We start from the raw sequence: 24,341 nt of genomic DNA, 5'->3' as shown, positions 1-24,341 counted from the left end.
GAACTACGTTCATGACCGACCGGAGGAACTGTTACCTCCGACAGCCGTATCATCAGAGATGACCTCACCCAGGAGATACCCAGTGACGTACATAGACCCCGAGAGTCGAGCCCAGGCTAAGGCAGAGGGTCACCCGTATGCTTCGGAGGAACGCATCGCCGCTGCTTACAGCCTGGCAGACCGGGTCTGCCGAGAACTCCACCGGGCCGGTCTTCCCGCGTATGTCGAGCGTCCGGGAGCGTCGAAACAGCCCGGCGTCTGGGTGGAAGTCAACAGCCAGGGTGAGTACGCCGGAGGCCTCTACGTCCGCTGGAGCGCCCCAGAACTGGCAGAGGACGGAATGCGGGCAGTGGCAGAACAACAGGACCCGGCGGCGCCGGAGTGGAGGCGCTACGCCGAGGTCGTTCTACTCATGCAGACGGCATTGATCGGGATCCTGCGGCTGGCCGGCTTCTCCGTCGTGCGAGCCGAGGAAGTCGACGACATCGCCGAGGGTGATGTGTACGTTCACGCCGATGCAGCCGACAGGGAAGATGCTTGACTCGAGCAGACCGCGAAGGAGCCACCCGGCGCGAACCGCAGGCGGTGGCCCCGTGACGACCGGCAGCTCTGCCACAGCTGTCGTCGTCAGCGACCAGGCACTCGGGCCTGTGAGAGTCGGTCAGCCTCATCATTCCGTGGCGACACGCCAAGACCGATCGGCCGACGCTTGGGCTACCTCGGCGTCGTACCGCCCGACTTCAAAGTGAAATGCCGGAGGGCGGGCTTCACCGTCCAGGGCACCTGTCAGTCGGACCACTCGACGACGCCCCCCTGCCACTGGACGAACACCGATGGGGCCGCAGCATCCGCCCGTGCACGGGGGGCTCCCCCAACATGACGCCTCAACACCCTCGCCGCCCAACCAGGTCGGCGCGTGCGTCCGTAGGCTCGCCGAAGCTATGCGCAGCCAGGACATGGCGCACAAGGGAGGCAAACGAGTCGCTGCTGGAACTTCCCGACGAACTCTGCCTGGCCGATCGCCGAGGCGACGGCTGCCATGTACTTCGACAACTAGGGCAAACTTCACTGGAAGTCGGGCACCAAGATTCCCAGCGGAATCGACCGGACCGAGTTCGAGAAGTGACAGAAAGCGTACTGGCAGAACAGAGCGAAGGATTTCGGATGACGAGCGGTCTACAGGCAGCCGAACAGGCGATCAGGCTGTTGCGTGCCCACGAGGATATTGTGCAACATGGTGACGGCTGCCCAGCAGAGGTGATCGCCAGAGCCGAGGCTGAGATGGGTCTTGTTTTCCCTCCCTCATACCGGCGCTTGATCGAAGAGTTCGGAACGTGGGAGATTCCCCCCACCGAGTTCCCTGGCGTATATAAAACTCCGCCCCTGGGAGAGAAGTTGTTGGGCTCTCCTGCGTACACCGTGGAGGACCGCGAGGTACTGGGACTGCCGCACCACTTCTTGGTCGTCATGCATGACGACGTCTGGGAAGTTGTCGTCCTCGATACCTCGCAGCCGGACCAGGCAGGCGAGTACCCGGTTTACGCGTGGAACCCCGGGGTTCTGGAGGGCGGGCTCACGGAGAAGGTCTCGGATAATTTCGGAGAGTTCACGCTCGCCGAGTGCCGTCAGAAGCTGGGCTGATCCTCCGTCACGAGCCAACCTGGACAGGGGTCCGCACACCGACTGTGCGGATCCCCTCGGCCTCTGCACACTTCACCCTCAGACCAGCGACGTAGCACGCGATGATCGACAACGACATCAAGGGCATCATGGTCATCTACCGAGTCGGCCCCCAGGGCTATCACCTCAGTGACGAAAGCGATTTTGTGTGAGCTACAGCCCTTCGATCTACAAATTCGTGGAAGGCAGTGACGAGCCCGTCCCCTTGGACATGCGCGTGGTCCAAGCCGTCCTCAGCCCCTACGACGTGGGCGACCCGGACCTCACCGTGCTGGACGACGGACGTCTGCAGTACTGGGTCCGGGCCGCGGACGGCAGTGAGGCCGAGATCTTCGTCGACCGGACCGGCATCCTGGTGGAGCGTCCGCACTCCGGTCCCGGTGTGTTCGCCATCGTGGCGGAACTCACGGCACGGCTGACAGCGGTGATCTTCGATCCGAGCCAGGGGACGTTCTTCTGCGGCTCCGAAGCACATGCGCACCTTCCCGCGGACATGCGACAAGAAGCCGTACTGATCGACATGACCGGTGAAGCGATCGAGGCCGCGCTGATCGGCCGGAGCACCCGGAACTGACCGGCGCGGACTTCTCCATCGACTTATTCAAGGCGGACCTGCGCTTCGTCGACCACGGGGTGACTCTCTGCCTGCGCACGCCGGGACCGCCGGTGGTCGATTTCGCACTGGGTGTGTACGCCGGAGGCCTCTGCATCCCATTGGTGAGTGATGAGCCGGGTCGAGCACATCGCACCAGACCTGGTCTGGTAGCGAATGTCTGAGCCGAAGTACGCCGAGGCGAGGCGCCCAGCCCAGGAGACCTTCGACGCCTCGCTCAGCGGTCGGGGGACAGGGGTGGTCACCGCGCTGCAGGCCCCAGCCACTGAGATCCAGGACGGCGACTGAGCGGCGACCAGCCGTCCAAGAGATCCGACCATCGGCCGCGACCCGTCTACGCCGGGCGCCGCCCTCAGTGGCGCAGCGCCCCCGCCTCCTGCGGGACGTGGGAGGCAACCACGCGCTGACGTCCCGCCACAGGGACCCGGCGCCGGTCCACCGTGTACGCCAGCCCCGCCACCGCCAGGCCGAGCGAAGCCAGTGCCGCCCCGGCAACCGCAGGCGACGTAACCCCGAAGCCCGCCGCCAGCGCCAACCCCCCGATCCACGCTCCCCCGGCGTTCGCCAGATTGAACGCCGCCTGGTTCGCCGAGGACGCCAGCGACGGAGCCGCCGACGCCTTCTCCATCACCATCAGCTGGAGCGGCGACCCGGTGATGAAGGCCGCCGCGCCCAGCAGGACCACCGCCAGGGGCGCCGTCCACTGCGTCGACATCAACAGCGGGAACAGGGCCAGGACGCCCGCCAGGGAGACCAGGCCGCCGAACAGCGTCCCCCGCAGCGAGTGGTCCGCCAGGCGGCCGCCCGCCAGGTTGCCCACCGTCGCGCCGACGCCGAACAGCGCCAGCAGCAGTGTCACGCTGGACTCGCCGTACCCGGCGGAGTCCGTCAGCATCGGCGTGATGTAGCTGTACGCGGCGAAGAGTGCGGCGAAGCCGGCGACCGTCGTGCCGAGCGCCAGCCAGACCGGCACGGAGCGCAGGGCCGCCAGTTCGCCGCGCAGGCCCGTCGCCGGGGCCGCGTGGGTGTGGTCGTGCGGGATCAGCGCCCCCAGGGAGGCGATCGCCGCGAGGCCGATCGTGCTGACGCCGAGGAACGTGGCCCGCCAGCCCAGGTGCTGGCCCATCAGCGTGGCGACCGGCACGCCCGCGACGTTGGCGACCGTCAGGCCGAGGAACATCAGCGAGACGGAGCGGGCCTTGCGTTCGGGGGCGACCAGGTTCGTGGCGACGACCGCGCCGACGCCGAAGAAGGCGCCGTGCGGCAGACCGCTCAGGAAGCGGGCGGCCAGGAGCGAGTCGTAGCCGGGGGCGAACGCCGACAGCGCGTTGCCCGCCACGAACAGGGCCATCAGGCCGATCAGCACCGTGCGGCGGGACATCCGCGCGGTGACCGCGGCCAGCAGCGGGGCGCCGATGACGACGCCCAGCGCGTACGCCGAGACCAGGTGCCCGGCGGTGGGGACGGAGATGTGCAGGTCGTCCGCGACGTCGGGCAGCAGGCCCATCATCACGAACTCGGTGGTGCCTATTCCGAAAGCGCCGACGGCCAGAGCGAGCAGGGCCAGGGGCATGAAGGGGCCTGTTCCTTTCAAGGTCAAAGGGAGAGCGGAGTCCGTACCAAGTTTAAGTTCAGTTACGGAACAAAGTCTCTCGGGCCCAGTATTCCGGGAGGTTACGAGCCGGTGGCGAGGCTCACACGGGCCGCGATCGGGAGGTGGTCGCTCCCGGTCCTGGGCAGCGTCCACGAGGTCACCGGCTCGATGCCCTGGACCATGATCTGGTCGATCCGCGCCATCGGGAACGAGGCCGGCCAGCTGAACCCGAACCCGCTGCCCGCCGCGCCCTGGGTGGAGCGCATCTGGGCGGTCACGCCGTTGAGGGAGCGGTCGTTCATCGTGCCGTTCAGGTCGCCGAGCAGCACCTTCCGCTTCAGCGGCTCCTGGGCGATGGCCTCACCCAGCGCGTTGGCGCTCTTGTCGCGCTGCCGGGCCGTGAACCCGGCCTCCAGTTTCACCCGCACGGACGGCAGGTGGGCGACGTAGAACGCGACCTGCCCCTCGGGCGTGGTCACGGTGGCACGCATGGCGCGCGTCCAGCCCAGCTTGATGTCGACGGCCCTGACCCCGGTCATGGGGTACTTGCTCCACAGTCCGACGGTGCCCTGCACCGAGTGGTACTTGTACGTCGACGCCAGCGCCTTCTCGTACACCGGCACCGCCGAGGCGTTCAGCTCCTCCAGGGCCAGTACGTCCGCGCCGGACGCGGCCACTTCACGGGCCGTGCCCGAGGGGTCGGGGTTGTCGGCGTTGACGTTGTGCGTGGCGACGGTCAGGTCGCCGCCGCCGACGGTCTTGTCCGTCAGCAGCCCGCCGAAGAGATTCAGCCATACGGCCGCGGGCAGCACCACCGCGATCAGTGCGGTCGCCGACCTGCGCACCAGCGCGAGCAGGAGCAGCAGCGGGACCAGGAGACCCAGCCAGGGCAGGAAGGTTTCGGTGAGGCTGCCCAGGTTGCCGATGCGGTTGGGGATGCGTGCGTGCAGCAGCATCACCAGGGCGAGGGCCACCGCGAGCGCGGCGACAACGATGCCACGGCGCCAGATTCTCGGGTCGCCCCGCCATCCGGAGACCAGGCGGTTGAGCAGGCGCCGGAACCGGTCTCCCCGGTGCTCGGGCCCCGAGCCGCCGTTGTCCGTCTCCGTCACATACGCCTGCTGCGCCATACCGCGTCGCCTCACTGCCTGCCGTGCAACCCGTCCGTCCCCCGTATCTGAAACCCTAGGGGATGACCGAGCCCGTCCCTGCCGTCGCATGACGGCCGTACGGGCACGAGGACGGTGAACCCGGTGCGGGGAGTTCCGTCCGCCGCCCCGGAAAGCGCCCTCTGTGACGCAACGCGCACATTCGGGCTAGGTGGTTGAGGATTTGACGGGTCGTAGCCCTTCGAGGAGCGTGTCCACGATCCGTTCCGACAGGCCCTCGGAGAGATCGATCTCCGCGTCCACCTCAGGACGCATGACGGTGCGCACCAGCATCGGGCCGACGAACAGGTCGTTCACCAGCTCGATGTCGACGTCCTCGCGGAGTTCGCCGTTCTCCTGACCGCGGCGCAGGATCTCGATCTGCTGTATGCGCCGCGGCCGGACGACGGAGGCGTGGTAGGCGGCCCAGACCTTCGGGCTGCTCTTCATCTGGGCGAACACGTTGTGCAGGAGCACCGAGGTGCGGGTCATGACGCCGCGCTGCCGCAAGTGCTCCAGGAGGGCCACCAGGTCGTCGCGCATCGACGTGCCGGGGAGTTCGGGGTCCGGGGGCTCGGCGGCGCGTACGACGTCGACGAAGAGCTCCTCCTTGCCGGTCCAGCGCCGGTAGATGGTGGCCTTGCCGACGCCCGCCGTGCGGGCGATGCGCTCGATGGAGAGTTCGGCGAGCGGAACGCCGTCCTCCAGGAGCTTCAGCACGCCCTCTATGACGGCGCGTTCGACCGCCTCGCTGCGGGGGCGTCCCCGTGCGGGCACCCCGGGAGGGGCCGGACTGTCGGCGAGGCTCACTTCTGCGTCCCTTCGTTGAGCTGGAGCAATTCTCCCCGTTGCCCCCCAGTGCGGTGGAAGACGCTAGTCCGCCGCTGCCACCAACTGCTGCTCCTCCTCGCCTTCCTGACGGGCCGACGGCTTCCCGGGCAGGAACACGAAGGCCACGAGCGCGCCGAGGATCGCGACGACCGTGCCGCACAGCGCGGTGACGTGCATGGCGTGCAGGAAGGCGTCGTTGGCCGGGGCGACCAGGGCCCTGCCCTGCGGGCCGAGCTTCGCCGCGACGCCCAGGGTGGCCTCGATGGACTCGCCGGCCGTCTCCCGCAGCCCGGCCGGAAGGTGCCCGAGCTTGCCCTCGATGCCGGTGCGGTACGCCGTCGACAGCACCGAGCCGAGGACCGCGATGCCGAGGGCACCGCCGACCTGGCGGAAGGTGTTGCTCAGCGCGGACGCGGAGCCGGCCTTCTCGCGCGGCAGGGACTGCATGATGACGACGCTGGTCGGGGTCATGACGTGGGCCATGCCGGTGCCCATGAGGAAGAACACGACCTCCAGGACCCAGATCGGGGTGTCCGCCTCGAAGCCCGCGAACGCGGCGAGCATCCCGGCGAGCAGCAGCAGTCCGACCCCGGTGGTGACCTTGTAGCCGAACCGGTCGACGATCAGCCGGGCCCGCGGCGCGAAGATCATCTGCGCGGCGGCCAGCGGCAGCATCAGCAGACCGGACTGGAGCGGCGAGTAGCCGCGCACGCTCTGGGTGTAGAACACGGCGAAGAACGTGACGCCCATCAGCGCGAAGAAGACCAGCGCGATGGCGGCCATGGCGGCCGAGAACACCTTGTTCTTGAAGTACGTCACGTCGAGCGAGGGGTGGTCGCTGCGCTTCTCGAAGACGACGAACGCGGTGAGTACGGCGAGACCGGCGGCGATGGTCGACAGCACCTGGGCGTCCGTGAAGTCGGCGAGCTGGCCGCCCTTGATGATGCCGTAGACGAGCAGGACCAGGCCCACGACGGACAGCACGACGCCGATGGGGTCGAGCCGGCCGGGGCGCGGGTCGCGGGAGTCGGGGACGAGCCAGATCATCAGGGCGAGCGCGAGGAGCACGATCGGCACGTTGATCAGGAAGACCGAGCCCCACCAGAAGTGGTCGAGGAGCACACCGCCGGTGATCGGGCCGATGGCGATGGCGAGGCCGACGCCGCCGGCCCAGATCCCGATGGCCTTGGGCTGCTCCTCGCGCTCGAAGACGTTCATGAGGACGGCGAGGGTGGCCGGCATGACGAAGGCCGCGCCGAGGGCCATCAGGGCGCGGTAGGCGATCAGCTGGCCGGGCGAGCCGGACTCGGCGGCGAGCGCGGAGCCGACGCCGAACACGACGAGACCGCCGAGCAGCACCTTCTTGCGGCCCACCCGGTCACCGATGAGGCCCGAGGTGAACAGCAGCCCCGCGAAGACGAGCGTGTAGGCGTTGATCGCCCACTCCAGCTCGCTCTGCGTGGCGCCCAGCCCGGTCGGGGCCGGGGTGGAGATCGTCTTGATGGCGACGTTCAGGATCGAGTTGTCGAGCACGACGATCAGCAGGCTGAGCATCAGGACGCCGAGGATGGCCCAGCGGCGCCGGTGCACCGCCTCGGGTATCCGGGGTGCGGGAACGGGTGGAGTCGTCATGCCGTCCAGGCTAGGCGAATTCCGATACGAGACGGTGCCGTATCGTAAATCTTTTACCTGGACCTTACGCCCGCCCCCGCGTGCGGCATCCGTGCCTCCGTGCCCACGTGACGTGACGGAGTTCCCTCTGGCCCTGGCTGGCACGAAGTGCCACCATGGGGGTGATCCGGGGACGCCGTCAGGGCGCCTCGAGATGACTGAAGGAGCCGTTGCAATGACGCAGCTTTCGGCTGCCCAGACTGTCCAGAACAGGCCTTCCGACGGCAGTAAGGCGCTGTACGGGGGCAAGGGCACACGCCGTATCACCGTTCGCGACATCGCCCTCGCCAAGGAACGCGGCGAGAAGTGGCCCATGCTCACCGCCTACGACGCGATGACCGCGTCCGTCTTCGACGAGGCCGGCATTCCGGTGATCCTCGTCGGCGACTCGGCGGGCAACTGCCACCTCGGGTACGAGACGACCGTGCCCGTCACCATGGACGAGATGACCATGCTGTCGGCCGCGGTCGTACGCGGTACGCAGCGCGCCCTGATCGTCGGCGACCTCCCCTTCGGCTCCTACCAGGAGGGTCCGGTGCAGGCGCTGCGCTCGGCGACCCGGCTGGTCAAGGACGCCGGGGTGGGTGCCGTGAAGCTGGAGGGCGGGGAGCGGTCGCACGAACAGATCCGGCTGCTGGTCGAGTCCGGTATCCCGGTCATGGCCCACATCGGGCTGACCCCGCAGTCCGTGAACGCGATGGGCTACCGGGTGCAGGGGCGCGGCGAGGAGGCGGCGCAGCAGCTGCTGCGGGACGCGAAGGCCGTGCAGGACGCGGGTGCGTTCGCGGTGGTGCTGGAGCTGGTGCCGGCGGAGCTGGCGGCCGAGGTGACGCGGGTGCTGCACATTCCGACGGTCGGGATCGGGGCCGGGCCCGAGACGGATGCGCAGGTGCTGGTGTGGACGGACATGCTGGGGCTGACCTCCGGTCGGGTGCCGAAGTTCGTCAAGAAGTACGCCGACCTGCGTGAGGTCATGGGGAACGCGGTGAAGGAGTTCGCGGAGGACGTGGTCGGCGGGGTGTTCCCGTCGGAGGAGAACTCCGTCCACTAGAGCCACAGCGGCACAGAGGCAGCCCGTCGATCTTCCCCCGTCGACGGGCTGCCGTTTTTTTCTCGCCCCCGCCGCCCCTACCCGTCCCGTCCCCGGGGGCTGCGCCCCCAGACCCCCGCTTTCGGCCTGAACGGCCTCGTCCTCAAACGCCGGACGGGCTGAAAGGTGCCGGGTGGGCTGGAGTGTCGGCGGTCTGTAGGTGCCGACGAGGTCGTGTCGGTGACCTGTCGGTCGTTTGTCGGTCGGCCCTGTCACCTTCGTTGTCATGACGCGAATCGACAACAACCCCAGCGGCGGAAACGCCGCCGTCACCGTGCGGGGGCTGGTCAAGCACTACGGCGAGACCAAGGCGCTGGACGGCGTGGACCTGGATGTACGCGAGGGCACCGTGATGGGTGTGCTCGGGCCGAACGGCGCCGGCAAGACCACCCTCGTGCGGATCCTCTCCACCCTGCTCGCCCCCACCTCGGGGCAGGCGACCGTCGCCGGATACGACGTGCTGCGCCAGCCCCGGCAGCTGCGCCGGGTGATAGGCCTGACCGGACAGTACGCCTCGGTCGACGAGAAGCTGCCCGGCTGGGAGAACCTCTACATGATCGGGCGGCTGCTCGACCTGCCCCGCAAGGAGGCACGTGCGCGTGCTGACGAGCTGCTGGAGCGGTTCTCGCTGACCGAGGCCGCCAGGCGGCCCGCGAGCACCTACTCCGGCGGTATGCGGCGGCGCCTCGACCTCGCGGCCTCGATGATCGGGCGGCCCGAGGTGCTGTTCCTCGACGAGCCGACCACCGGGCTCGACCCGCGCACCCGCAACGAGGTGTGGGACGAGGTCAAGACCATGGTCGGCGAGGGCGTGACCGTGCTGCTCACCACCCAGTACATGGAGGAGGCCGAGCAGCTCGCCACCGAGCTGACCGTCGTGGACCGCGGCAAGGTCATCGCGGGCGGTGCGATCGACGAGCTGAAGGCCAAGGTGGGCGGACGGACGCTGCGGGTGCGGCCCGCCGATCCGCAGCAGCTGCGGCCGCTCGCCGCCACCCTCGACGGCCTCGGCATCACCGGGCTCGCCACCACGACCGTCGACACCGAGAGCGGTTCGGTGCTCGTCCCGATCCTCAGCGACGAACAGCTGACCGCGGTGGCCGGCGTGGTCCTCGCGGAGGGCATCACGATCAGCTCCATCACCACCGAACTGCCCAGCCTGGACGAGGTGTTCCTGTCCCTCACCGGCCACCGCGCCAGTGCCCCGCAGGACGCCGTACCCACCGACACCCTCGAGGAGGTCGCCGTATGAGCGCGGCAACCGCCACCGCTCCGGCCACCGATGCGCACATCCCGCTGCGCGGCCATCTGCGCCACACCGGCGCCCTGATCCGCCGGAACCTGCTGTGGATCAAGCAGGACCCCGAGTCGATGTTCGACGCGCTGCTGATGCCGGTCATCTTCACCCTGCTGTTCGTGTACGTCTTCGGTGGCTCGATCGGGCAGGCGCTGGGCGGCGGTCAGCACGGGTACGTGCAGTACGTCATCCCCGGCATGATCGCGATGATGAGCATGTCGCTGTCCCAGGGCGTCGGCACCGGCTTCAGCCAGGACTTCAACTCCGGTGTCATGGACCGCTTCCGGTCCCTGCCGATCGGGCGCGGCTCGGTGCTGTTCGCGAAGATCGCGGTCGAGGTGGCGCGGATGCTGTTCGCCACGACCGTGCTGATGATCGTGGCCGTGCTGGTCGGGTTCGACATCAACAACTGGGTCGGGCTGTTCGCGGCCGTCGGACTCGCCACGGTGTTCGCCTCGTCGATCATGTGGGTGTTCCTCACCCTGGGCGTGATCCTGAAGAACGCGCAGTCCGTGCAGGCGATGGGGTTCCTGGTGCTCTTCCCGCTGCAGTTCGGCTCGTCGATCTTCGCGCCGACGAAGACGATGCCGGGCTGGCTGCGGGCCTTCACCGACTACAACCCGCTGTCCACGCTCGCCGACGCGGCGCGCGGACTGATGGTGGGCGGCCCGGTCGCGCACGACCTGTGGGTGACGCTCGGCTGGTCCGTGGCGATCACCGCGGTGGCGGCGCCGTACGCGATCCACAAGTTCCGCACCAAGAGCTGACGTCGGCCTCACGGCACCTCGGTCCGCGTCAGACCAGGGCGGCGGCCTCCTCCGCGGAGAGGCCGCCGCCCTCCGCGTGGGCGGCCTCGTAGGCCTCGTCGCCGAGGGCCGCGCGGGCGATCCGTTCGGCTCGGGCGTACACCTCGCGCTCCATGGAGGTGGCGACATGGCCGGCCGGCAGCAGTGTCCGTGCGGCCCCGACGCAGCGGGCGGCGTCCCGGGCTCGGCTGCCGCCGTCGACACCCGCGAGGCCGATCGCGGCGAGGGCCAGGTGCAGGGGGTGCATGTGCGGGGCGATGGCCTCGGACAGCGGGTCGCGGGCCCGTTGCAGTGCCTCCCGTGCCTTGTCCAGGGAGAGTTCGTAGTTGCCGTCGACCGCCTCCACGAAGGCCTCCGAGCCGAGGATGAACGCGTCGAAGACGATGAAGTGGGCGATCCTGAACTCCTCACGCAGCAGCCGCAGTTGCTCGCGCGCCTCCGGCATCCGGCCGGTCATGGCGAGCCGCCCGGCGAGGAACATCCGGGCGGCGGGCATGGCCTCGTTGACCGCGCCGTCCTTGCGTTCGATCACCTCGCGCAGCAGTTGTTCGCCCCGCTCCATGTCGCCCGCCTCCAGCAGCGCGCTGCCGAGCCGGGCGCCCAGCACGGCCATCTGGGCGCGGGCGCCGAGGCGTTCGGCCTGTTCCATCGCCGCCTCGTAGTCGGCGGCGGCCGCCGCGTACTCACCGATGCGTTCATGCGCCTCGCCACGAGCGGACAACGCCTCCGCGGTGCCCCACAGGTCACCGATCCGGCGGTAGATCTCCAGCGACTCGTCGGCGTCGCGCCGCGCGTTACCCACCCAGTCGCTGCGGTTGGCGAGGAGGTTGGCGCGCATCTGCAGGGTGGCGGCGAGTTCCCACTCCATGCCAGGGGTGGCGCGGCAGGTGTCGACGCTCGCGTCGAGGATGCCCGGCAGCCGCTCCACGTTGCCGGTCAGCATCACGGCGTAGAACCAGAGGATGCCGGGGGTACGGCAGTTCTGTGGGAGGCCGGGCCGGTAGACCTCGGTTATGGTGCGCAGCTTCTCCTTCGCCTGCGGTGACTCCCAGGCCTCCAACTCGGTGTCCATGCAGGCGAGATGGGCGAGGTGGACGCCACGCCGGGCCTCGGCGAGGAGTTCGCCCGACAGCGGGGGCGGGACGTCGGTGCAGCGCTCCCAGACCGGTTCGGCGGGCTGGGCGGGGGCGGTGAAGGGGTCGGGGCCGAGTGCCATGACCTCGGCGCACCAGTTGCGGGCCTCGATGCGGGCGTCACGCATCTGCCAGTACCAGGACAGCGACAGGATGAGGCAGAGGGCTTCCTGTTCGTCGCGCTCGGTGACGGCGTGGCGCAGGGCGGTGCGCAGGTTCTCGTACTCGCGCTCCAGCAACTGGATGGCGGCGAGCTGGCCGGGGCCGCGCAGCAACGGGTCGGTGGTGCGGGCGAGTTCGCGATAGTACGTCAGATGCGCGCGCTCGGTCTCCGGGCGCCGCCCGGCCTCGTCCAGGCGCTCGCCGGCGTACTCGGCGACGGTCTCAAGGAGCCGGTAGCGCATGCCTCCGTCACCCGAAGGGGCGGCCACGACGAGGGACTTGTCGACGAGCGACCCGAGGGCTCCCAGCGCCGCGGGTCCGCAGACGGCCTCGGCGGCGGCGAGATCGCAGCCGCCCGCGAAGACGGAGAGCCGCCGCAGCACCTCCTTCTCCTCCTCGTCGAGCAGGTCCCAGGACCAGTCGACGACCGCCCGCAGGGTCTGCTGGCGGGGCAGGACGGTGCGGCTGCCGGAGGTGAGCAGCCGGAAGCGGTCGTCGAGCCGGTCGGCGATCTGACGTGGCGTCAACATGCGGAGCCGGGCGGCGGCCAGCTCGATGGCCAGGGGCAGCCCGTCGAGCCGCCGGCAGATCTCGGCGCATGCCTCCGGGTCCTCGTCGACGCGGAAGCCGGGCCTGGCGGCCGCGCCCCGGTCGGCGAGCAGCCGCAGCGCGACCGGCTCGGGCAACGGCTCCACGGGCCGCAGCAACTCCCCCGGTACGCCCAGGGGTTCACGGCTGGTGGCGAGCACCGTCAGCTGCGGGCACCGTTGGAGCAGCTCCTCCACCAGCCGGGCGGCGGCCTCGACGACATGCTCGCAGTTGTCGAGGACGATCAGCATGCTCCGCCGGCCACAGTGCTCGGCGAGCCGCTCGACGGGGTCGTCATGCCGCTCGGCCCCTGCTGCCCGCATCGCCTCGGCACCGGCGCCGTACAGCACGGTCTCGCGGGCGCCGACGGCGGTCAGCACGGCCTCCGGTACGGCGTCCGGGTCGTCGACGGGCGCCAGCTCGGCCAGCCACACCCCGTCCCGCGCCGCATACCGCACGGCCTCGGCGGCCTCCTGCGACAGCCGCGTCTTGCCCGCCCCACCGGGCCCGAGCAACGTGACGAGCCGGGCCGCCGCGAGGTCGCCCCGGATGGCCTCGATGTCGGCCTCCCGGCCGACGAAGGAGGTGAGGCGGGCGCGGAGGTTGCCGGGGGGCCGGGGGGCATCGGCTGCGGGGGCGGCAGCCGCCGCCCCGTGGGCGACGGGCCCTTGCCCCAGGAGACCGCCGACCGCGGGCCCGGCCCCCGCACCCTCCGGACCTCCGCCGACAGCACCCGGCCAACCGGCCGCCGGCCCACCGCTGTTCCCCCCGTGGCCGTCCGACCGGTCGCCGGTGACACTCCCGCGCCCCCGCGCGTCCCGCTCTTCCGACCGCTCACGACCGTCCCGCCCGGAACCAGCCGGTGCGCCGACACCATGCCCGCGCACCCGCGCCTCCGGCGCCTCCGACCGCGACCACTCCCCTGGCCCCTCACCGACCTCTCGCCCGGAACCACCGGATCCAGCGTCGGCACCAAACCCCCGCGCCCGGGAATCCCCCTCCTGCGACCGCTCACCGCCGTCCCGCCCCACACCACCGGACGACGCACCGGCACCGCGGCCACGCACCCGCGTATACGGTGCCTCCGACCGCGACCACTCCCCTGGCCCCTCACCGACCTCCCGCCCGGGACCACCCGCCGGAGCGCCGGTTGCGCGGCCGCGCGCCCACGGGTCCGGATCCTCCGCTGACGGCCACTCCTGCGACCCCCCACCGGCATTCCGCCCGGGGCCGCCCCACGAGGCACCGGCACCGGCGCCACCAGGCTCCCGCGCCCCCGACTCCTTGCCGGAGTTCCGCCCGGGTCCACCCGACGCAGCGTCGGCACCAGGCCCGCGCTCCCGCTCATCCGGCCGCAGCAACTCCCCGTACAGCGCCCTCAGTTCGCTGCCCGGGTCCGCTCCCAAGCGGTCTGCCAGGAGGCGTCGTACGTCCTCGAAGGCGGCCAGGGCCTCCGCAGTGCGGCCCGCGTCGCGCAAGGCGCGCAGGCGCAGGGCCTGGAGGGGTTCGTCGAGGGGGTGGGTGTCGCACAGCGCGGTCAGTTCGGGCAGGGACTGCTCGGCGTGGCCGAGGGCGAGGGCGGCGGTGTGGCGGGTGCGTAGGGCATCGAGGCGGCGGGTGTCCCAGCGGGCCGCCTCGGCGGTGCGGTCGGGGAGGTCGGCCAGGGCGGGCCCGCGCCACAGGCCGAGGGCGTCGTCAAGGACCACGGCCGCCTTGGCGGGGTCGCCGTCGGCGAGCGCACGGGTGCCCTCGCCGGTCAGCCGCTCGAAACGGTGCAGGTCGATGTCGTCGGGCCGGGCGGCGAGCCGGTAGCCGCCCTCCGCGGAGGCGACGGCGTCCGCGCCGAGCGCCCGCCGCAGCCGGCCGACCAGCGCCTGCAGCGCACCCGTCGCGTCGGCGGGCGGGGCACCGCCCCACACCTCGTCGACCAGGACGCCCGCCGGCACGGTACGCCCGGTGCGCAGGGCCAGCACGGTCAACAGAGCACGCAGCCGCGCTCCGCCGACCGGGACAAGGGTGCCGTCGGGGCGGAGCGCCTGAGTGGTGCCGAGGATGCGATAGCGCACGGGGTCCATTGTCTCCGTTGACGTCGGGGGCGGTCATGCGGTTCGGGTGGGCGGCGCGGTCACGGGGGCAGCGCAACCGTGCTCTCTGCCGACCCGCGCAGAACACATGCCGATCCCCCCATGTCCCCACCCTTCCACGGAACCCCCGGCCCACCGCGAGACGTTTTCACCTACGCCCGGTACCGTCGGGCAGTCCCACCGCGTGCACGCACAGTCCAGGGAGTCCCATGACCACCGCCACCACCAGCCGCAGCGACCGCCGGATCAGCCCCGTCTTCGTGGGGATCGCGGCCGTCACGGCGGTCACGGGCTGGGCCACCTGGACCGGGTTCGCCGAGCAGCCGGGCGTGGCCGTGTTCCTGTTCGTGACGGCGGCCTGGATCGTCTCCCTGTGTCTGCACGAGTACGCACACGCGCGTACCGCCCTGCACAGCGGTGACATCTCGGTCGGCGCGAAAGGCTATCTCACGCTGAACCCGATGAAGTACACGCATGCGCTGCTGAGCATCGTGCTCCCGGTCCTCTTTGTGATCATGGGCGGGATCGGTCTGCCCGGTGGTGCCGTCTTCATTGAGCGCAACCGCATCCGCGGCCGCTGGCGGCACAGCCTCATCTCGGCGGCAGGACCGCTGACGAACGTCCTGTTCGCGGCCGTGTGCACCGCTCCGTTCTGGCTGCACGCGCTGGACGGCGTGCCGCGCGACTTCCAGTTCGCGCTGGCCTTCCTCGCCCTGCTCCAGGTCACGGCCGCCATCCTGAACTTCCTGCCGGTGCCCGGCCTGGACGGCTACGGCGTCATCGAACCCTGGCTGTCGTACAAGATCAAGCGGCAGGTGGAGCCCTTCGCGCCGTTCGGCCTGCTGTTCGTGTTCGCGCTGCTGTGGGTGCCGTCGATCAACACCGCGTTCTTCGACGTGATCGACTCGATCCTGCGCAGCCTCGGGATCAGCGACTTCGGCACGTACTGCGGCCAGGAGCTCTACCGCTTCTGGCAGGGCACGAACGAGTTCTGCTCGGTCAGCCAGTGACGGAGGACCGGCGCCCGGCCCGGCCCCGCTTCCAGTAGTACCAGCACATGTTGCTGGACAGCCCCGCGAGCAGGATCCACACGATCCCCAGCCAGCTGCCCTGCGCGAAGGAGACCACGGCCGCGGCCACGGCGAGCACAAAGACGATCAGGGCATAGAGGCCAAGGCGGGGCATGTCGTTCGACTCCTGTGGGCGGGCTGGGGGGACACCGTTACGGCGTCCAGTGTCCCCCATCGCCTCATACGTCCGTGACGCGGAGCCCGGCGTGCGCCTTGTAGCGGCGGTTCACGGAGATCAGGTTGGCGACCAACGACTCGACCTGGTGGGCGTTGCGCAGCCGGCCGGCGAAGATGCCGCGCATGCCCGGGATGCGTCCGGCCAGCGCCTGCACGATCTCGACGTCGGCCCGCTCCTCCCCCAGCACCATCACATCGGTGTCGATCTCGGCGATCTCGGGGTCCTGGAGGAGGACCGCCGACAGGTGGTGGAAGGCGGCGGTGACCCGGGAGTCCGGCAGCAGGGCGGCGGCCTGTTCGGCCGCGCTGCCCTCCTCCGGCTTGATCGCGTAGGCGCCCTTCTTGTCGAAGCCGAGCGGGTTGACGCAGTCGACGACGAGCTTGCCGGCCAGTTCCTCGCGCAGCGACTCCAGGGTCTTGCCGTGGCCGTCCCAGGGCACGGCGACGATCACGATGTCGCTGCGCCGCGCGGTCTCGGCGTTGTCCGCGCCCTCGACGCCGTGCCCGAGCTCGTCGGCAGCGGCCTGCGCACGCTCCGACGCACGCGAGCCGATGATCACCTTCTGGCCGGCCCTGGCCAGCCGGTAGGCGAGGCCCTTGCCCTGCGGCCCGGTCCCGCCGAGGACGCCGACGACGAGCCCGGAGACGTCGGGCAGGTCCCAGGGGTCCTTGGCGGGGGCCTTCGCGGGAGTCTGTGCAGCACTGTCGGTAGAGGTCATGGGCCGACTTTACGTCCGCCCCGACCGGCCCTGCCGGTCAGGTGAGCCGCGTCACGGGCAGCCGTCGCACTCGTCGAGACGCGGGCGTCGGCGCCCTGTCGCCAGGTCGGGCGAATTCGGGGTGAACGCCCGGTCACGGGTCGCCGACTGGTGCAGGATGCGCAGGCATGGACGCCGTACGTGTCGCGTTGCTGCGTGAAGTGCTGGCCGGGACCGAGTGGCTGGGGGCCGCGCGGCGGTTCGCGGGGGTGCTGCGCGGGTCGGTGGTGTCGCACGGCGGGGGGCTGCTGCTGGTGGGCACCGAGGAGTACGAGCCGTGGCATCTGGCGGCGCATCTGGTGGACGAGGCCGCGTGGTCGGGGACGCCTGAGCTGACGCCGACGCTCGTACGGCACCGGGCGCGTCCGTCGGATCCGGCGCATCTGGCGGTGGGGCTCGGTCGGTTGGCGGCTGCTCGGCGGGGGGAGACGCTGCTGGTGGTTTCGGCCGCCGGGCCGGAGGGTTCGCTGCTGGAGCGGGTGTCTGACGTGCGGCGGGCCGGGGCGACGGTGTTGGCGCTCGGGGCGGGGGAGGGTGAACTTGCCTCTCTGGCTCACGAGTCGCTGGCTGTGCCGGAGGGTTCCGAGCTGGACCTGGACACGGTGCAGCACCTGGTGAGTGCGGCGGCCGGTGAGAACGCGCTGCCGGCGCCGCGGGGCAACCGCCGCCTTCGGGACCGCCTGTACCGCTTGGCGGAACAACTGACGGCTCCGCCACCGGCCCGCTGGTGACCGCGCCCGAGGATTTCGCCCCCGCCGCCCCTTCCCGTCCCGACCCGGGGGCCAGCCCCCGAACCCCCGCTCCTCAAACGCCGGAGGGGCTGATTTCAGCCCGTCCGGCGTTTGAGGACGAGGCCGTTCAGGCCGAAAGCGGGGGTCTGGGGGCGCAGCCCCCAGGGACGGGACGGGTAGGGGCGGCGGGGGCGAAAAGCGGTTGCCTGGGGTGGCGGCCCCGCCGAGCATGGCCCTTCGTGACCACCGACGGCCTGCGCGCGCTCCTCCCCGACCTCACCCCCTGGCGGAACTCCCGCGACTTCCGGCGGCTGTGGGTCTCGGGAACGATCTCGAACTTCGGGAGCTTCCTGACGTTCGTCGCACTGCCGGTGCAACTCAAGGAGCTCACCGGGTCCGCGGCAGCGGTCGGCGCGATCGGAGCCGTAGAGCTGCTGCCGCTGCTCGTGTTCGGCCTGTACGGAGGCGCCCTCGCCGACGCCCTCGACAAGCGGAAGCTGATCGTGTGGGCCGAGGCCGGCCAGGGCCTGCTCAGCGCGGCGCTGCTCGCCAACGCCCTGCTCCCGCACCCCGCCGTCTGGCCGCTCTACGTCGTCGCCGCCCTGTCCTCCGCCCTCGTCTCCGTACAGCGACCTGCCATCGACTCGCTCTGGCCCCGCATCGTGGCCCACGAGCACATGCCCGCCGCCTCGGCCCTGAACTCCCTGCGCTGGACGGTCGGCGGCGTCGCCGGCCCGGCCCTGGCGGGCGTGGTCGTGGCGTACGCCGGGCTCGGCTGGGCGTACGGCGCGGACCTCGCGACCTTCGTCGTCTCCGTGGTCCTCATCGTCCGCATCGCCGCCTCCCCCGCCGCCCACGAGGCCGCGAAGCCGTCGCTCAGGGCGATCGCGGAGGGCGCCCGCTACGCCTGGAGCCGCAAGGAACTCCTCGGCACCTACGCCGTCGACCTCGCCGCGATGTTCCTCGCGATGCCCCTCGCCGTACTGCCCTTCCTCGCCGACGAGTTGGACGCGAACTGGGCGCTCGGCCTGATGTACGCGGCGGTCCCGTTCGGGTCGATGCTGGTGGGGCTGACCGGCGGCTGGACGTCACGGGTGCACCGGCACGGGCGGATGGTGGTGCTGTCGGCCGCGCTGTGGGGCCTGGCGATCGCGGCCGCCGGCGTCGTCGGCAACGTATGGCTGGTGCTGCTGTTCCTGACCGTGGCCGGCGGCTGCGACATGGTCAGCGGGATCTTCCGCGGGGCCATGTGGAACCAGACGATCCCGGACGAGCTGCGCGGCCGGCTCGCCGGGATCGAGCTGCTGTCGTACTCGGTCGGGCCGACCGTCGGCCAGGTCCGCTCCGGCGGTTTCGCCGCGTGGTGGGGCGTGCGGACGTCCGTCTGGTCGGGCGGGCTGCTGTGCGCGGGCGCGGTGGGGCTGCTCGCCCTGTGCCTGCCGAAGCTGATGACATACGACGTGCGTACGAACGAGCACGCGCTGCGGCTGCGCGACCAGCGGACGGCAGCCGCACCGGCTCAGGCTGCGGCGCAGGCCTGATCAGTCGTCGTCAGGGGTTCCGGCAGGGGCGTCGTGCCACTTGGGGTCGTTCTCCCACTCGAGGTTGCGCTCGCGCGCCGTCTGCATCGCGTGCTCGGCCTCCTGACGGGAGGCGTACGGCCCGAATCGGTCCTTGGCGGGGCACTCCGGCCCCTCCTCGACCTTCTTGTGCTCCAGGCAGTAGTACCACTCGCCCGGCTTGCCGACCGTGCGCTTCTTGAACAAGGGCATGACCTGCTCCTCTCGCCACGAACATGTTCCCGCACGCCCGCTCGTTAGACTCACTGGCATGTCTGGCCAGTCGCTGCTCGTACCAGGGGAACTGTCCCCCACCCGTTCCGTACCCGGAAACATCCGCCGTCCCGAGTACGTCGGCAAGCCCGCTCCGACGCCGTACACCGGGCCGGAGGTGCAGACGCCCGAGACGATCGAGGCGATGCGGGTCGCCGGCCGGATCGCCGCGCAGGCGATGGAGGAAGCGGCGAAGCTCATCGCGCCGGGTGTCACCACCGACGAACTGGACAAGGTGGCGCACGACTACATGTGCGACCACGGCGCCTACCCGTCGACGCTCGGCTACCGCGGCTTCCCCAAGTCCCTGTGCACCTCGGTCAACGAGGTGATCTGTCACGGCATTCCGGACTCGACGGTGCTGCGCGACGGCGACATCGTCAACCTCGACGTGACGGCGTACATCGGCGGTGTGCACGGCGACAACAACGCGACCTACCTGGTCGGGGACGTCGACGAGGAGTCGCGGCTGCTGGTGGAGCGGACCCGGGAGTCGTTGAACCGCGCGATCAAGGCGGTCAAGCCGGGCCGCCAGATCAACATCATCGGCCGGGTCATCGAGTCGTACGCCAAGCGGTTCGGCTACGGGGTGGTCCGCGACTTCACCGGCCACGGCATCAACTCGTCCTTCCACTCCGGCCTGATCATCCCGCACTACGACAGCCCGCACGCGACGACCGTCATCCAGCCCGGCATGACGTTCACGATCGAGCCGATGCTGACCCTCGGGACACACGAGTACGACATGTGGGACGACGGCTGGACGGTCGTCACGAAGGACCGCAAGCGGACCGCCCAGTTCGAGCACACGCTGGTGGTGACGGAGTCGGGGGCGGAGATCCTCACCCTGCCGTAGCGACCCCTCGTAGCCGGCCTCTTCGAAGACCCGCCCTGCTGCCGGGGTGGGTCTTTTCTTGTACGCTTTTACCGACAACATGTCGGCAACCTTGGAAGACGGGGCCCATGGACTCCTTCTCGACCGTCATCCGCACCGCGTCCCACGAGCAGCACACGGAGGCGGAGACCTCGACGTTCATGAGCGACCTGCTGGGCGGGCGGCTGGGCGTGGAGGCGTACGCGCGCTACACCGAGCAGTTGTGGTTCGTCTACGAGGCCCTGGAAACCGGAGCGGACCGGCTGGCTTCCGACCCGGTGGCGGGGCCCTTCATCCGGCCGGAGCTGTTCCGGCTGGCGGCGCTGGAGCGGGACCTGGCACATCTGCGGGGCCCCGAATGGCGCGCGGGACTGCGCGCACTGCCGGCGACGGGGGCGTACGCGGCGCGGGTACGCGAGTGCGCCGAACAGTGGCCCGGCGGCTACATCGCCCACCACTACACCCGCTACCTCGGTGACCTCTCCGGCGGACAGATCATCCGGGACAAGGCGGAGAAGACATGGGGGTTCGCCCGGAAGGGTGACGGGGTGCGGTTCTACGTGTTCGAGGGGGTCGGCAACCCGGCCGCCTTCAAGCGCGCGTACCGGGAACTGCTGGACGAGATCCGGGCGGACGACCTGGAGAAGCAGCGGATCGTCGCGGAGTGCAAGCGGGCGTTCGCCTTGAACACGGCGGTGTTCCGGGCACTGGGCGAGGAGTTCCCGCTGAGCGCATAAGGACCGGGCCCTAGCGTTCGGGCTGGCGTTCCAGATACACACGCCCGCCGATCTCGACCCACCCGTACGGCTGCGGAGCCGTGAGGATCTGCGACCCGGCCCCTTGGGTGATGTTGAGCGCCCGGCCGAGCTGGTCGGTGAGCAGCAGGGCGGCCGCCCCGGTGGCCTCGTCCTCGTCGATGCCGTCGTCCCGGCCGGGGAAACCACGCGCGCGGACCCGCCCCGCCGGCTCGTCCTCCCAGGCCCAGGCGTAGATCCACTCCCCCTTCGGCGGGACGGGCAGGTCGTCGACCTCGGCGGCCGTGGCGTACTGGAGCAATGTGCGCGGCGGGGCCCACTCCGCGCGGGCCTCGATCCAGCTGAACTCCCCGTCCTGGCGCGCCCCGACCGGCCCGGCCGGGGTGACCAGCTCGTCCACGTCGAGGAGCCAGGCGGCGCCGACGCAGGGATGGCCGGCGAAGGGCAGGCGCAGGGTCGGGGTGTAGATGTCGATGACTCCGCGCTCGGGGTCGTCGACGAACACGGTCTCGCTGAACCCGAGCTTCGCGGCGAACGCCTGCCGCTCCGCCCGGTCGGGCATGACGGATCCCTCGCGGACGACACCGAGTTCGTTGCCGTAGCCGCCGTTCGGGGCGCAGAAGACGCGCAGCACGTCGTAGTCGGTCACGGGGGAATTGAAACACTGAGCGTGTCAACAGGATGCACTCGCGGCTGCGTTGCACGGTCCGGGGCTCGGTTGCGCCGGTGCGCACCGGAGCGCGATTCCGTGCGCCGCTCGTGTCGCGGCAGCCCCTCGGCCGACCGAGGGGCTGCGCTGAGCAGGCACCGAAGCAGATCCCTTGACCTTTCTTTGACTATTCCTTGGGTTGTGTTTTGAGTCACCGTGATCGCACCGTGCCCATACGGCGTCCATGAGAGCTGAATCACCGCATGAGTGGGCACTACCCAGGCAAGCCTTAGATAAGTTAGGCGAGCCTCACCATCCCTGGGTGGGCCTCGACACGCGATTTTTCGCCAGCCTCAGGAGCCTGCATGCGAGCCGCCAGACTCTCCGTCGTCACCGCCGTCGCCACCGCGGCGGCGCTGACCGCCGTGACCGGGTGCACGGAGAAGAGCAAGGGCGACGGTGACGCCGCGATCCAGGTGACCGCGGCCGACTCCAAGTGCGACACCTCCACCAAGTCGGTGCCGGCCGGTCAGGTCACGCTGAAGATCGAGAACAAGGGCTCCCAGGCGACCGAGGTCGAGATCCTCTTCCCGGACGACCGGATCGTCTCCGAGAAGGAGAACATCGGGTCCGGTACGAAGTACACGCTGACCGCCGAGGTGAAGGCGGGCGAGTACGAGATCGCCTGCCGGCCCGGCATGAAGGGCCACGGCGTCCGGCAGAAGCTGACCGTCACCGGGTCCGGCGCCGCCGCCAAGCGGAACCCCAAGCTGGACAAGGCCGTTGCCGACTACCGCGAGTGGGCGCAGGAGCAGGCCGACGCGACCCTCCCGAAGGTGGAGGTCTTCGCCAAGGCCATCAAGGCCGGCGACCTCAAGGCCGCCCAGGACGCCTACGCCCCCTCCCGCGTCGGCTGGGAGCGCACGGAGCCGATCGCCGAGTCCTTCGGCGACATCGACCCGAAGACCGACACCCGCGCCGACGGCCTGGAGAAGGGCCAGAAGTGGACCGGCTGGCACGCGCTGGAGAAGGCGCTGTGGCAGGACAAGAAGATCGGCGCCGAGCAGAAGACCCTCGCCGACCAGCTGGTCACCGATCTGAAGGACTGGCAGCAGCGGGTCGGCAAGGCCGTGATCACCCCGACCTCCATGGCCAACGGCGCCAAGGAACTCCTCGACGAGGTCGCCACCGGCAAGGTCACCGGCGAGGAGGACCGCTACTCGCACACCGACCTGAGCGACTTCAAGGCCAACGTCGAGGGCGCGCAGCAGGCGTACGAGCTGCTCAAGCCGGTCGCGCAGACCAACGACAAGGCGCTGACCACCGAGCTCGACAAGCAGTTCGCCGCGCTGAACACGCTGCTCGACAAGTACCGCACGGACAAGACCTCCGACGGCTTCGTGTCGTACGACAAGGTCACCGAGGACCAGCGCAAGGAGCTCTCGGACGCGGTGAACGCGCTCGCGGAGCCGCTGTCCAAGCTCGCCGCCGCCGTCGTCAAGTAGGGGACCGACAACACCATGACGGACACCCAGGAAGCCGCCACCACCGAGGCCGGCACCTCCAAGACCCCCTCCCGGCGTTCGCTGATCGGCTGGGGCGGGGCGGGGCTCGCGCTCGGTGCCGCCGCGGCCGGCGGTGCGGTCGCGATGACCCGCGCCGGCAGCGACGCGGACCCGACGGCCGCCGAGGCCGGAGCCGCGGTCGCCTTCCACGGCGCCCACCAGGCCGGCATCGCCACGCCCGTACAGGACAGGCTGCACTTCGCCGCGTTCGACGTGCAGACGGACGACCGCGCCGAGTTCGTGCAGATGCTGAAGGACTGGACGGCGGCAGCGCGCCGGATGACCGGCGGGAAGACCGTCGGGGAGGGCGCGTACGGCGGTCTCGCCGAGGCGCCGCCGGACGACACCGGTGAGGCGCTGGGCCTCAAGCCTTCGCGGCTGACGCTGACGATCGGCTTCGGCCCTTCGCTGTTCGACAAGTTCGGGCTGAAGGACCACCGGCCCGAGGCGCTGGTGGACCTGCCGCAGTTCCCCGGCGAGAACCTCGACAGGAACCGCACCGGCGGCGACCTGTGCATCCAGGCCTGCGCGGACGACCCCCAGGTCGCCGTGCACGCGATCCGCAACCTGGCCCGCATCGGCTTCGGCAAGGTCAACATCCGCTGGTCGCAGCTCGGCTTCGGCAAGACCTCCTCGACGACCCCGGACGCGCAGACCCCGCGCAACCTGATGGGCTTCAAGGACGGCACCCGCAACATCGCGGGCACGGAGACGGACCGTCTGAAGAAGTTCGTGTGGGTCGGCGAGAAGGACGGCCCCGACTGGATGACCGGCGGCTCGTATCTCGTCGCGCGGCGCATCCGGATGCACATCGAGACCTGGGACCGCACCTCGCTGCAGGAGCAGGAGGACGTCTTCGGCCGGGACAAGGGCGAGGGCGCCCCGGTCGGCAAGGCCAAGGAGCACGACAAGCCGTTCCTGAAGGCCATGAAGCCCACCGCGCACGTGCGGCTCGCGCACCCCGACTCCAACAACGGGATCACGATCCTGCGCCGCGGCTACTCCTTCACCGACGGCACCGACGGCCTGGGCCGGCTGGACGCGGGCCTGTTCTTCCTGGCCTACCAGCGGGACGTGCGCAACGGGTTCATCCCGCTTCAGCGCAGGCTGTCGGCGACCGACGCCCTCAACGAGTACATCCAGCACGTGGGTTCGGCGGTGTTCGCCGTTCCGCCCGGCGTCCGCGACAAGGACGACTGGTGGGGCAGCACGCTGTTCTCCAAGGAGGCGTGA

23 protein-coding genes are annotated in these 24,341 nt (G+C 70.4%); 14 read left to right on the top strand and 9 right to left on the bottom strand.

Features of this window, described 5'->3' with window-relative positions; all coding sequences use genetic code 11:
- The first annotated feature begins 82 nt into the window (after positions 1-82).
- From ACFY1U_RS02705 to ACFY1U_RS02690, 4 genes are all read left to right on the top strand, one after another.
- On the top strand, positions 83-541 hold the full coding sequence (locus ACFY1U_RS02705; RefSeq protein ID WP_390692326.1) for a hypothetical protein: 459 nt from the start codon (positions 83-85) through the stop codon (positions 539-541).
- 623 nt (positions 542-1,164) lie between these two features.
- On the top strand, positions 1,165-1,641 hold the full coding sequence (locus ACFY1U_RS02700; protein ID WP_390692325.1) for an SMI1/KNR4 family protein: 477 nt from the start codon (positions 1,165-1,167) through the stop codon (positions 1,639-1,641).
- A 187-nt stretch (positions 1,642-1,828) separates the two neighbouring features.
- A complete protein-coding gene (locus ACFY1U_RS02695) occupies positions 1,829-2,254 on the top strand; it encodes a hypothetical protein (protein WP_390692324.1) in 426 nt (141 codons plus the stop codon).
- A 195-nt stretch (positions 2,255-2,449) separates the two neighbouring features.
- Positions 2,450-2,581, top strand: a complete 132-nt coding sequence (locus ACFY1U_RS02690; protein WP_390692323.1) for a hypothetical protein — start codon at positions 2,450-2,452, stop codon at positions 2,579-2,581.
- 64 nt (positions 2,582-2,645) lie between these two features.
- Here the strand turns inward: ACFY1U_RS02690 and ACFY1U_RS02685 are convergent, their stop codons facing one another.
- The 4 genes from ACFY1U_RS02685 to ACFY1U_RS02670 all read right to left on the bottom strand — a co-directional run bounded on the left by ACFY1U_RS02685 (position 2,646) and on the right by ACFY1U_RS02670 (position 7,498).
- The gene (locus ACFY1U_RS02685) at positions 2,646-3,866 is read right to left on the bottom strand and encodes an MFS transporter (protein ID WP_390692322.1); all 1,221 of its coding nucleotides are present in this window, start codon (positions 3,864-3,866) and stop codon (positions 2,646-2,648) included.
- 101 nt (positions 3,867-3,967) lie between these two features.
- Entirely contained in the window at positions 3,968-5,017 is a 1,050-nt protein-coding gene (locus tag ACFY1U_RS02680; RefSeq protein ID WP_390692321.1) for an endonuclease/exonuclease/phosphatase family protein, read from the bottom strand.
- A gap of 186 nt (positions 5,018-5,203) precedes the next feature.
- Positions 5,204-5,845 (bottom strand): TetR/AcrR family transcriptional regulator, encoded by a 642-nt coding sequence (locus ACFY1U_RS02675; protein WP_390692320.1) that lies wholly within the window; start codon positions 5,843-5,845, stop codon positions 5,204-5,206.
- Positions 5,846-5,908: 63 nt separating this feature from the next.
- Positions 5,909-7,498: an MFS transporter gene (locus tag ACFY1U_RS02670; RefSeq protein ID WP_390692319.1), complete on the bottom strand. Its 1,590-nt coding sequence runs from the start codon at positions 7,496-7,498 to the stop codon at positions 5,909-5,911.
- A gap of 214 nt (positions 7,499-7,712) precedes the next feature.
- Here ACFY1U_RS02670 and panB point away from each other — a divergent pair, with 214 nt between their 5' ends.
- The 3 genes from panB (at position 7,713) to ACFY1U_RS02655 (ending at position 10,691) form a co-directional block, all read left to right on the top strand.
- The gene (gene panB / locus ACFY1U_RS02665) at positions 7,713-8,588 is read left to right on the top strand and encodes a 3-methyl-2-oxobutanoate hydroxymethyltransferase (RefSeq protein ID WP_390692318.1); all 876 of its coding nucleotides are present in this window, start codon (positions 7,713-7,715) and stop codon (positions 8,586-8,588) included.
- Positions 8,589-8,853: 265 nt separating this feature from the next.
- On the top strand, positions 8,854-9,879 hold the full coding sequence (locus tag ACFY1U_RS02660) for an ATP-binding cassette domain-containing protein (protein ID WP_390692317.1): 1,026 nt from the start codon (positions 8,854-8,856) through the stop codon (positions 9,877-9,879).
- Complete coding sequence (locus ACFY1U_RS02655) at positions 9,876-10,691, top strand: ABC transporter permease (protein ID WP_390692316.1); 816 nt, start codon at positions 9,876-9,878, stop codon at positions 10,689-10,691. Before ACFY1U_RS02660 ends, ACFY1U_RS02655 begins: the two co-directional genes overlap by 4 nt.
- 28 nt (positions 10,692-10,719) lie before the next feature.
- Here the strand turns inward: ACFY1U_RS02655 and ACFY1U_RS02650 are convergent, their stop codons facing one another.
- Positions 10,720-14,688, bottom strand: a complete 3,969-nt coding sequence (locus ACFY1U_RS02650; protein WP_390692315.1) for a BTAD domain-containing putative transcriptional regulator — start codon at positions 14,686-14,688, stop codon at positions 10,720-10,722.
- Between the two features lie 218 nt (positions 14,689-14,906).
- On the opposite strand from ACFY1U_RS02650, the gene ACFY1U_RS02645 reads away from it, so the two are divergent.
- Positions 14,907-15,707, top strand: coding sequence for a site-2 protease family protein (locus tag ACFY1U_RS02645; protein ID WP_390692314.1), 801 nt, complete (start codon positions 14,907-14,909; stop codon positions 15,705-15,707).
- On the opposite strand, the gene ACFY1U_RS02640 is transcribed toward ACFY1U_RS02645, so the two are convergent.
- Complete coding sequence (locus ACFY1U_RS02640; protein ID WP_390692313.1) at positions 15,697-15,882, bottom strand: hypothetical protein; 186 nt, start codon at positions 15,880-15,882, stop codon at positions 15,697-15,699. The two genes, ACFY1U_RS02645 and ACFY1U_RS02640, sit on opposite strands and share 11 nt — an antisense overlap.
- Before the next feature lie 64 nt (positions 15,883-15,946).
- The gene (gene npdG, locus ACFY1U_RS02635; protein WP_390692312.1) at positions 15,947-16,663 is read right to left on the bottom strand and encodes an NADPH-dependent F420 reductase; all 717 of its coding nucleotides are present in this window, start codon (positions 16,661-16,663) and stop codon (positions 15,947-15,949) included.
- 167 nt (positions 16,664-16,830) lie between these two features.
- On the opposite strand from npdG, the gene ACFY1U_RS02630 reads away from it, so the two are divergent.
- On the top strand, positions 16,831-17,433 hold the full coding sequence (locus tag ACFY1U_RS02630; RefSeq protein WP_390692311.1) for a hypothetical protein: 603 nt from the start codon (positions 16,831-16,833) through the stop codon (positions 17,431-17,433).
- A 239-nt stretch (positions 17,434-17,672) separates the two neighbouring features.
- Positions 17,673-18,974, top strand: coding sequence for an MFS transporter (locus tag ACFY1U_RS02625; RefSeq protein WP_390692310.1), 1,302 nt, complete (start codon positions 17,673-17,675; stop codon positions 18,972-18,974).
- On the opposite strand, the gene ACFY1U_RS02620 is transcribed toward ACFY1U_RS02625, so the two are convergent.
- On the bottom strand, positions 18,975-19,205 hold the full coding sequence (locus ACFY1U_RS02620; protein WP_266954613.1) for a hypothetical protein: 231 nt from the start codon (positions 19,203-19,205) through the stop codon (positions 18,975-18,977).
- 58 nt (positions 19,206-19,263) lie between these two features.
- Between ACFY1U_RS02620 and map the strand changes: the two genes are divergently transcribed.
- Positions 19,264-20,121 carry a type I methionyl aminopeptidase gene (gene map, locus ACFY1U_RS02615; protein ID WP_390692309.1) on the top strand — a complete coding sequence of 286 codons (858 nt, stop codon included), beginning with the start codon at positions 19,264-19,266 and terminating at the stop codon, positions 20,119-20,121.
- Between the two features lie 107 nt (positions 20,122-20,228).
- A complete protein-coding gene (locus tag ACFY1U_RS02610) occupies positions 20,229-20,876 on the top strand; it encodes a heme oxygenase (biliverdin-producing) (protein WP_390692308.1) in 648 nt (215 codons plus the stop codon).
- Positions 20,877-20,886: 10 nt separating this feature from the next.
- On the opposite strand, the gene ACFY1U_RS02605 is transcribed toward ACFY1U_RS02610, so the two are convergent.
- Entirely contained in the window at positions 20,887-21,543 is a 657-nt protein-coding gene (locus ACFY1U_RS02605) for a PhzF family phenazine biosynthesis protein (RefSeq protein ID WP_390692307.1), read from the bottom strand.
- 365 nt (positions 21,544-21,908) lie between these two features.
- Here ACFY1U_RS02605 and efeO point away from each other — a divergent pair, with 365 nt between their 5' ends.
- Together efeO and efeB are read left to right on the top strand one after the other, a co-directional pair.
- Positions 21,909-23,048 carry an iron uptake system protein EfeO gene (gene efeO, locus ACFY1U_RS02600; protein WP_390692306.1) on the top strand — a complete coding sequence of 380 codons (1,140 nt, stop codon included), beginning with the start codon at positions 21,909-21,911 and terminating at the stop codon, positions 23,046-23,048.
- 15 nt (positions 23,049-23,063) lie between these two features.
- Positions 23,064-24,341, top strand: a complete 1,278-nt coding sequence (efeB, locus tag ACFY1U_RS02595) for an iron uptake transporter deferrochelatase/peroxidase subunit (RefSeq protein WP_390692305.1) — start codon at positions 23,064-23,066, stop codon at positions 24,339-24,341.

The sequence above is a fragment of the Streptomyces sp. NPDC001351 genome (assembly GCF_042896045.1).
GTDB lineage: Bacteria > Actinomycetota > Actinomycetes > Streptomycetales > Streptomycetaceae > Streptomyces.
The sequence above is the reverse complement of the archived record's forward strand: the minus strand, read 5'-3'. Positions and strand labels throughout refer to the sequence as shown.